Raw genomic sequence first — 8,994 nt, forward strand, 5'->3', positions numbered from 1 at the left:
GGTGTATAAATGAAACACATTCATATTTTAGGCATTAGTGGGACCTTCATGAGCGCTTTAGCCTTAATGGCTCGAGATTCAGGGTTTAAAGTAACTGGAAGTGATGCCAATTGTTACCCTCCAGTCAGTGATTTACTGACTGCTAAGGGAATCTCATGGACTGAAGGGTATGAAGATGCAAGTTTGGCTCTACAGGCGGATTTAGTCATTATAGGAAATGCAATAAAACGTGGGATGCCTGTTCTTGAAGCGGTGATGGAGTCAGGGAAGCCATACACTTCAGGTCCTCAATGGCTGGCAGAGACTATTTTAGAAAAATATCAGGTCATTGCTGTAGCAGGTACGCATGGTAAAACAACGACTACTTCAATGATTTCATGGATTCTTGACCAAGCGGGTTTAAAACCGGGTTTCTTAATCGGTGGTGTTGCTTCAAATTTTAATACAAGCTCTTGTCTTGGTGCTGGGAACTGGTTTGTAATTGAAGCAGATGAATACGACAGTGCATTCTTCGATAAAAGACCTAAATTCATGCATTATAGACCACGAATCGCTGTATTAAATAATTTAGAATTTGACCATGCAGATATTTATCAAGATTTAGCAGCCATCCAAAAGCAATTTCATTACTTATTAAGAACGATTCCACCTAAAGGCATAGCTATTAAGCCTCGAGATGATAAAGCATTAAATGAAGTACTTGATCGTGGTCAATATTCTCAAGTTGAAGAAACCGCATTTGATGGACAAGCTGAATGGGTAGCAGAATTACTCGATGATAGTGGTTCATCTTTTAAAGTCTTGCACCATGGAAAGGTGGCTGCAGAAATTCACTGGCCTTTAATTGGACGGTTTAATGTAGAAAATGCGCTAGCTGCAATTGCTGCTAGCTATCATGCAGGAGTCGAAATCAGAATAGCAGCAAAAGCTTTAGAGCAATTTATTCCTGTAAAGCGTAGACTTGAAGTCAAATCCAATCAATTTGGTGTAACAGTGTATGATGATTTCGCCCATCATCCTACGGCTATCACTAAAACCATAGATGCACTTAAAAAAAGTAAAAGACATCTACGTATTTTTGCTGTGATGGAGTTTGCATCTTATACGATGCGGACTGGAGTACATGCAGCAGATATGGCAGAAGCATTGGCTCCTGTTGACGGAGCTTTTGTTTTAGAACCGCAGGATTTTAATTTGCAAAAAACAGTTGCAGATTGGATTTGTCCTTATAAGCTTTGCAAAAGTAACGAAGAGATAATCCAGTCTGTTGTATCTCAGGTTAGAACAGGGGATGCAATATTAGTGATGAGCAATAGAGGCTTTAATGGTATTCATCAACAATTGGTGAGTTCTATTGAGAAGCGATTTAGTTGAGTTGTAATCACAGTCATTTGATTTTTCTGCATATGAGGTATCTCCAAGCCCCGACCATCAGGGGGCGGATAACTAATTTGCCATTGAATCCCAAATGTCCCCTCTGTTTTTGAATCAAAATAAACCAAACCTTAAAGGTAGATCCATTTAAATTACCTTTGTGAGATTTTTGTTTGCAAATAGTTGAATTAGTAGTTGCAATATTAGTTCTAGGATGATAAAAAAATTAAATGTGATTTGAATTTGTGACCAGTTGCTCGCTGCATTTGATGCGGGAAAACCTTGCTGGAGGGATGCCGTGCTAGAGTTTGCCAAATTTCAGCAGAACGCTTTGAGTTTATCTGACAAACTAATGCGGCGATTTGTTTCATCATTAGGATGTTGTAGCTTTTTTTATACCAATTCAATAAATGACGAGAGAATTCAGGATTGTCTTTTAATTAGTTTAGTGGCAAAGAGTTTGCATAAGGATAATGATTCTGTTCTTCTCGAATACCTTAGAAGCAACTTTTTGAATGCGAGGGTTACTCAAAGGGACTTAGCTGAGTTTAAACAAAAAACCTTAGCAGGAATATATATTTTGGTGTGGTCGCGTTATAGCTCGACTATTTCAACTTACCTGAATCAATCAATGATTGAATTGTTTCAAAGAGATTTGGAGGTGCTGTCACTCAATGATATGAATTCGCAGTTGTCTGACGAAAGTTTGTATGCCTTAAGCCAATATTGTTCATTTGCATATGAAAACCAGCAGATAAAAATTTACTCTGATTTAATGAGACATTTAGGTGAAAGTATTCAAGTAGATATATATACGCTACGCTCTTCAAAACAAGAAAGCAGTTCATCATTCTATGATGTGTATTTAGGAGTTAAGCGTACTTTGGGACTCAATTTTCTGTTTTAAGCAGGAGGCTATATGGCATATACCCCACTAGATTTCGCTTTGTTCCTGGCTAAGACTCGTAATTTAGAGATTCAGTACTCAACGCTTTTGGGCCGATATAAAATTAAGTCGGAGGCACCTGTTCAAGTAAAGCAGCCACCTGTACAAGAGCAGGTTGTTCAGAGCGGTCTTGAAATTCTTCTTGCGAGAGTTCATGAGGTTAATACATGTAAAACAGAACGCAAAACCGCTCAAGATGTATTCATCAAATTAACTACTGAGCTACGTGATGTGTTGAAGGAAAATAATGAGGAAAGAAATAGGCAAGCTAGTTTATACCTTTTGGGAGCACTTCTTCATCGCTACTTTCGTATTATAAAAGAATATCAAAATAAAAACTCATACACCTATTTTAGTCTTTTTGCAGCAAATGAAAAAAATTGTAACTTATTTAAAGCCATCAGAAGTGCTTTGGGTCTCCCCCCTGAAATGGACGAGAACTACCGTGCACAAGATTTAAAAATTCTCGATGAAGTCACAATCGTTAAAGCCTTGGAGATCTTTAAAAAAAATATGCTAGCTACTGGTGGAAAGGAAACGCCAAAATACAAAAGTTATCCTCACTTTGCGCAAGATAGAAATTTTGAAGAGTATTTGCAGGACATTATTGATGAGCATAAAAAAAAGGGGGGAGATCTTTTAAAAGAATTCCAAGCCATTGGCTTTATAGAATCCTTGGCACTTTATCTTGATGAGGAACAAAGACGTGTTGTTGATGATATAAACAAATGGAGTGTTTTGCTCAAAAAGGAACATCCAGACTTCTCTAAGTTAAATCAGTCCTTATTGCTTGAGAGCTTAAAGAAAAATGTGGCCAATTCTCAATCCCAGTACGACATTGCAAACCTACTTTCAACAGCACAAATTCAAATTAATTTTGAGAATTTTGACCACACGACTTTTGTTGAAACTATGCAAGCTTTGCAAATTAGTTTGGCCAGTCATCGATTGCTCGGGGGATATTGCCTGCTTCTTCAATCCAAATTTGTAAGTAAGGGATTAAAGGGATGTATCTATCAAGTTTTAGGAATAGAGGAGAATATTAAAGAACTTACGGATAAAGACATATTACGATCTATAAAATTATTAAAGCAATACATTGAGTTTAAACCTTCTTTGAAAATCAACACCGAGTTCTTCGGTGGTTTTGATAAATTTAAAACGAAAGTATACCAGGTCGAACTTGCCTTGCTCAACGTGGGTGAGGAACCTAAGCCTGAAGAAAAATCCGCTCTGTTGTTGTAGGAATACTTCAGCAATAAAAGGCCTTTTTATAAGCCAACATTCAACGAATGCTCGTTTAATGGTGTCTTTCTACCATTTAGTCTATACAAATAGTGCAGGACTGGATTATTATCCTTTGTTCCATAGCGCTTGTTTATTGAATAAGGTGCTGTATAGGAAGTGGACATTGAATTGAATCATCAAGGAGATTTTGGAATTGGATATTAATGTAAGGAAACTAGCAGCTCAAGCTATTTCAGGTTGTATAATGACTTTATCCGCATCGCTTGGTTATAGTGGGGCAATGGGACCAGCATCTATAGCATCACCAGGTAAAATTTACATTGGTGCATTTGGTGGTGCTGGTGCAATGACAAGTGGTGACATAGGACAATACGGAACTGCTTTTATTCTGGATGTGAATGGTCCCTTAGCGGTGAATGCGTTTGGCACTTCTGAAAGTAGCTCAATGGGCGTAGTGGGAGGTCATATCGGATTTGCTGGGCCTAGCAATCTTGGCGTGCATTTAGCGGTAACACCGGCTATTGAACTTGAGGGGTACTATATGGGTGGGGCTGAAATAGAAGGCCACGACATTAATAACGAAACCACAAGACTTCCGGAACATGATTTTTTAGTAAAATATCCCTTGAGAACAGGGGTTTTTCTGGTCAACGCTGTGCTAAATGCTAACAATACAATGTTTGGGAAAATTAAGCCTTATGTTGGTGTTGGTATTGGGTCGGCTGTGGTATCTATTCATGGCGCTTCCGCAATCCAGCTAAGTCCTCCCGAGCCAGGTTTGAATCATTACAATTCTGATTCTGATGACACATCAGTTACATTTGCTGCACAACCAAAGATTGGTTTCCATTATGATTTAGGCTCTAGCACAAGCATTTTTGCTGAGTACCGATTTTTATATCTTTCTGAAACCAACTATGTATTTGGCTCTACTGTTGCTGCAGGACATGTTGCTACTGCTCCTTGGCAAGTAAAGATAAAGCCGCAATGCTACAATATGGGTACAATTGGAATTGATTTTGATGTGTAAATAAATCGCATTTTTGGATCTAAAAAGGGCGCAAAACGCCCTTTTATTATAAACTTAGTTACTTTCCATTAAAGACCAGATTTCCGTCTTTATAGCTAACTGTAATACTGTCACCAGATTTAAATTGCCCGGTAAGTATAGATTGAGCTAAGGGATTTTCTAATTGTTGTTGAATGACACGTTTTAGTGGCCTTGCACCATAGACTGGGTCAAACCCTGCTTCAGCTAGATGATTTAAAGCTTCATCACTCACGTGCAGGTTCATGTTTTGTTGCTTTAATCGATGATGTAAATAATTAATTTGTATCGAAGCAATTTTAGCAATTTGTTCCTTGGCGAGGGAATGAAACACTACAGATTCATCGATTCGATTAATAAACTCAGGGCGGAAATGCTGTCCTACGAGTTCCATTACGGCTGATTTAATTTGTTCATAATTGTATTTATTGCTCATTTCTTGAATTAAGTGAGAGCCTAAATTTGAAGTCATCACTATCACTGTATTACGAAAATCTACTGTGCGACCTTGTCCATCAGTTAAGCGGCCATCATCCATAACTTGAAGTAAAATATTAAATACATCACTATGTGCTTTTTCTACTTCATCCAGCAAAATGACCGAATAGGGGCGTCGACGAACAGTTTCAGTTAAATAACCGCCTTCTTCATAACCCACATAACCAGGCGGCGCTCCAATTAATCGTGCTACAGAGTGCTTTTCCATGAATTCAGACATATCGATTCGTACCAAAGCTTCTTCGGTATCAAAGAGGAAAGAGGCGAGGGCTTTGCATAATTCTGTCTTACCAACTCCCGTTGGACCGAGAAATAGAAAGGATCCGATTGGGCGATGAGGATCTGACAACCCAGCTCGAGAGCGTCGAATGGCATTCGATACTGCATCAACAGCTTCATTTTGGCCTATTAAGCGATTATGGAGAACTTCTTCCATTTTTAATAACTTCTCTCTCTCTCCCTCCATCATTTTTGATACAGGTATTCCTGTCCACTTAGAGACAACCTCAGCGATTTCATCTTCGGTTACTTTATTGCGTACAAGTTTGGTTTCCATGTTTTCAGCAGAGGCTACTTGGCTTAGGCGTTTCTCCAGTTCTGGAATTCGTCCATATTGCAATTCAGACATGCGGCTCAAATCACCGGCTCTTCGAGCAGTTTCTAACTCCAATTTGGCTTTTTCTAGCGCTTCTTTAATTTGTGTCGAGCCTTGCATGGTGGCTTTTTCAGCTTTCCATATCTCTTCAAGATCAGTGTAATTTTTTTCTAATTCATCGATATTTTTCTGCAAGTCACCTAAGCGTTTTTTAGAGGCCTCATCGTTTTCCTTCTTCAAAGCCTCTCGTTCTATTTTCAATTGAATTAATCGACGCTCAAGTTTATCCATACTTTCTGGTTTTGAGTCAATTTCCATTCGGATTAGACTTGCTGCTTCGTCAATCAAATCAATTGCTTTGTCAGGAAGCTGTCGATCGCTTATGTATCGATGAGAAAGTGTTGCAGCTGCAACAATGGCGGGATCAGTAATTTCAACCCCATGGTGAACCTCATAACGCTCCTTCAATCCTCTTAAGATAGCGATGGTATCCTCAACATTGGGTTCATCGACCAATACTTTTTGAAATCTTCTTTCTAATGCGGCGTCTTTTTCAATGTATTGCCGATATTCATCAAGAGTCGTGGCACCAATACAATGCAGTTCACCACGAGCCAAGGCTGGTTTTAGCATATTTCCTGCATCCATAGCTCCCTCTGCCTTTCCAGCACCAACCATCGTGTGTAACTCATCGATGAAGAGAATAATTTGACCTTCCTGTTTAGCAAGGTCATTCAGTACAGCTTTTAATCGCTCCTCAAATTCACCCCGATATTTAGCTCCCGCAATTAAAGCACCCATGTCAAGAGAAAGTAGGCGTTTATTTTTTAAGCCTTCAGGCACTTCTCCATTGATGATACGTTGCGCTAAACCTTCAACAATGGCTGTTTTTCCAACACCAGGCTCGCCAATTAAAACAGGGTTGTTTTTGGTTCTTCTTTGCAAAACTTGAATGGTTCTACGAATTTCATCATCGCGACCGATTACAGGATCTAGTTTACCTAGCTCTGCACGCTCCGTTAGATCTAGGGTGTATTTTTCCAAAGCCTGGCGCTGATCTTCGGCATTGGGGTCGTTCACTTGTTCACCCCCTCGAAGCTCGTCTATGGCTTTCTCAATTTGTTTGGGATCAGCATCTGCTTGTTTTAAAATGGACTTCAAGGAACCATCTTCCGTGATCGCCGCCAATAAAAAGAGTTCGCTTGAAATAAAATTATCTTTTCGTTGTTGAGATATTTTATCCGTTAAATTAAGTATACGGGTTAGTCCATTAGAGATGTGAATGTCACCTCCAGTCCCAGATACTTTTGGCAATTTATCCAAAGCTTGATCAATAAGCGTTCGTAAAAGAGGAATGTTCACACCTGCTTTACTAAGCAAAGGCCTACAGCTACCACCTTGCTGATCCAATAGTGCTTTCAGGACATGTTCGGGCTCAATAAATCCATTGTCCCTACCTAAGGCTAATGATTGAGCATCGGCTAGAGCCGATTGAAATTTTGATGTCAGTTTGTCCATTCTCATAAGAACACCTTTTAATTAATTTTGGTATTATTTTTAGTTTACTTATCCTAAAATGGGTATGATTTTATATTTTTCAAGAGCCTACTTATGAATAATGATAACTCTTCAGATTCTCAAGACCTTCTTAAACAGTTAGTGATGGATTATATTCAGGATAAGAAGAAACAACGTAAATGGAAATGGGTTAGGCGATCCATTATAGCAATCGTGATCCTGTATTTAGGTTATGAATTTTACGATCTTACCAACGAAGCGGAGGAGTCTACAAAGAAGGAGCATGTTGGCTTGATAGACTTAGAGGGTGAAATCACCGATTCAAGCTCGGCAAGTGCTGATAATTTTATTAAAGGAATTGATAAGGCATTTAAAAACGCTTCGATGAAGGCTGTTATCTTCCGTATTAATAGCCCAGGGGGAAGCCCTGTTCAAGCAGAATATATGTATAACACCATCAAATACTATAAAAGTCTAAGGCCAGAAGTAAAGACCTATTCTGTTTGTGTGGATATGTGTGCATCTGCAGCTTACTATGTTGCTGTAGCAGCAGATGAAATTTATTCTAGCCCTGCAAGTATGGTTGGTTCAATTGGTGTTATTTATAATGGATTTGGTTTTGTTGACGCCATTCAAAAAATTGGAGTGAGTCGACGTTTACAAACTTCTGGCATAAATAAAGGGTTTCTTGACCCATTTTCACCGACTTCAGAATCGCAGCAACAGAAATTGCAGACCATGCTGGACTTAATTCATAAACAATTCATCAATCGAGTCAAAGAGGGAAGAGGAGATAGACTCCATATCAATGAGGACACCTTCTCAGGACTATTTTGGACAGGTGAGCAAGCCTTAGACATTGGATTGATTGATGGTTTTGCTAGCAGTGGACAAGTAGCCAGAGACGTTATTAAAATTAATAGAGTGGTTGATTACAGTTATAAGCAAAATGTTGTTGATCGTTTCGTCAAAAACTTGGGTACAGCCATTGCTGATCAATTGCCTGTCAGTTTGGGTTTAAAACCAGGACTAAAATAACATGACTAACATTAGGGCACGGACCCCACTGAGGTCCGCGCCTGAGGGATCGACTAATTTTTTAAATGGGGCATTTATACCAAAAGTTGGGTGTTTCGACTAATGGCGCTGCCTTAAGCGGTGTCATTAGATTCTCCTAGACGGCCTGCAACGGTCCGCTTGCTGGCGCGCGCGGCTCGGTTTCTTCTTTGCTGTGTGAATCAAATCTTAGTTACAGCAGGGAGTGAGTCGGTCCGCTTGCTGACGCGCGCGGCTCGGTTTTTTCATTGCTGTCTGAATCAAATCTTAGTTCAGCAGGGAGTGAGTTGGTCCGCTTGCTCGGTTTCTTTTTTGCTGTCTGAATCAAATCTTAGTTCAGCAGGGAGTGAGTTGGTCCGCTTGCTGACGCGCGCGGCTCGGTTTCTTTTTTGCTGTTTGAATCAAATCTTAGTTACAGCAGGGAGTGAGTTGGTCCGCTTGCTGACGCGCGCGGCTCGGTTTTTTCATTGCTGTCTGAATCAAATCTTAGTTACAGCAGGGAGTGAGTTGGTCCGCTTGCTGACGCGCGCGGCTCGGTTTCTTCATTGCTGTCTGAATCAAATCTTAGTTACAGCAGGGAGTGAGTTGGTCCGCTTGCTGACGCGCGCGGCTCGGTTTCTTTTTTGCTGTCTGAATCAAATCTTAGTTACAGCAGGGAGTGAGTTGGTCCGCTTGCTGACGCGCGCGGCTCGGTTTCTTTTTTGCTGTCTG

The 8,994-nt window shown here is 39.9% G+C and carries 6 protein-coding genes; 5 read left to right on the forward strand and 1 reads right to left on the reverse strand.

Annotated elements, in window-relative coordinates; translation table 11 throughout:
• The first annotated feature begins 9 nt into the window (after nt 1–9).
• The 4 genes from mpl (at nt 10) to Lwal_RS09220 (ending at nt 4,598) form a co-directional block, all read left to right on the forward strand.
• Entirely contained in the window at nt 10–1,374 is a 1,365-nt protein-coding gene (gene mpl / locus Lwal_RS09205; RefSeq protein ID WP_058480509.1) for a UDP-N-acetylmuramate:L-alanyl-gamma-D-glutamyl-meso-diaminopimelate ligase, read from the forward strand.
• 298 nt (nt 1,375–1,672) lie between these two features.
• Nucleotides 1,673–2,281 (forward strand): hypothetical protein, encoded by a 609-nt coding sequence (locus Lwal_RS09210; RefSeq protein ID WP_058480510.1) that lies wholly within the window; start codon nt 1,673–1,675, stop codon nt 2,279–2,281.
• 12 nt (nt 2,282–2,293) lie between these two features.
• The gene (locus Lwal_RS09215; protein WP_058480511.1) at nt 2,294–3,565 is read left to right on the forward strand and encodes a hypothetical protein; all 1,272 of its coding nucleotides are present in this window, start codon (nt 2,294–2,296) and stop codon (nt 3,563–3,565) included.
• A 196-nt stretch (nt 3,566–3,761) separates the two neighbouring features.
• A complete protein-coding gene (locus Lwal_RS09220) occupies nt 3,762–4,598 on the forward strand; it encodes a hypothetical protein (protein ID WP_231950949.1) in 837 nt (278 codons plus the stop codon).
• Nucleotides 4,599–4,656: 58 nt separating this feature from the next.
• Here Lwal_RS09220 and clpB read toward each other — a convergent pair whose 3' ends face one another.
• On the reverse strand, nt 4,657–7,233 hold the full coding sequence (gene clpB, locus Lwal_RS09225) for an ATP-dependent chaperone ClpB (protein ID WP_058480512.1): 2,577 nt from the start codon (nt 7,231–7,233) through the stop codon (nt 4,657–4,659).
• Nucleotides 7,234–7,320: 87 nt separating this feature from the next.
• Between clpB and Lwal_RS09230 the strand changes: the two genes are divergently transcribed.
• Nucleotides 7,321–8,265 carry a S49 family peptidase gene (locus Lwal_RS09230; RefSeq protein WP_058480513.1) on the forward strand — a complete coding sequence of 315 codons (945 nt, stop codon included), beginning with the start codon at nt 7,321–7,323 and terminating at the stop codon, nt 8,263–8,265.
• Nucleotides 8,266–8,994: the final 729 nt, after the last annotated feature.

The organism is Legionella waltersii, from assembly GCF_001468085.1.
Classification (GTDB): domain Bacteria; phylum Pseudomonadota; class Gammaproteobacteria; order Legionellales; family Legionellaceae; genus Legionella; species Legionella waltersii.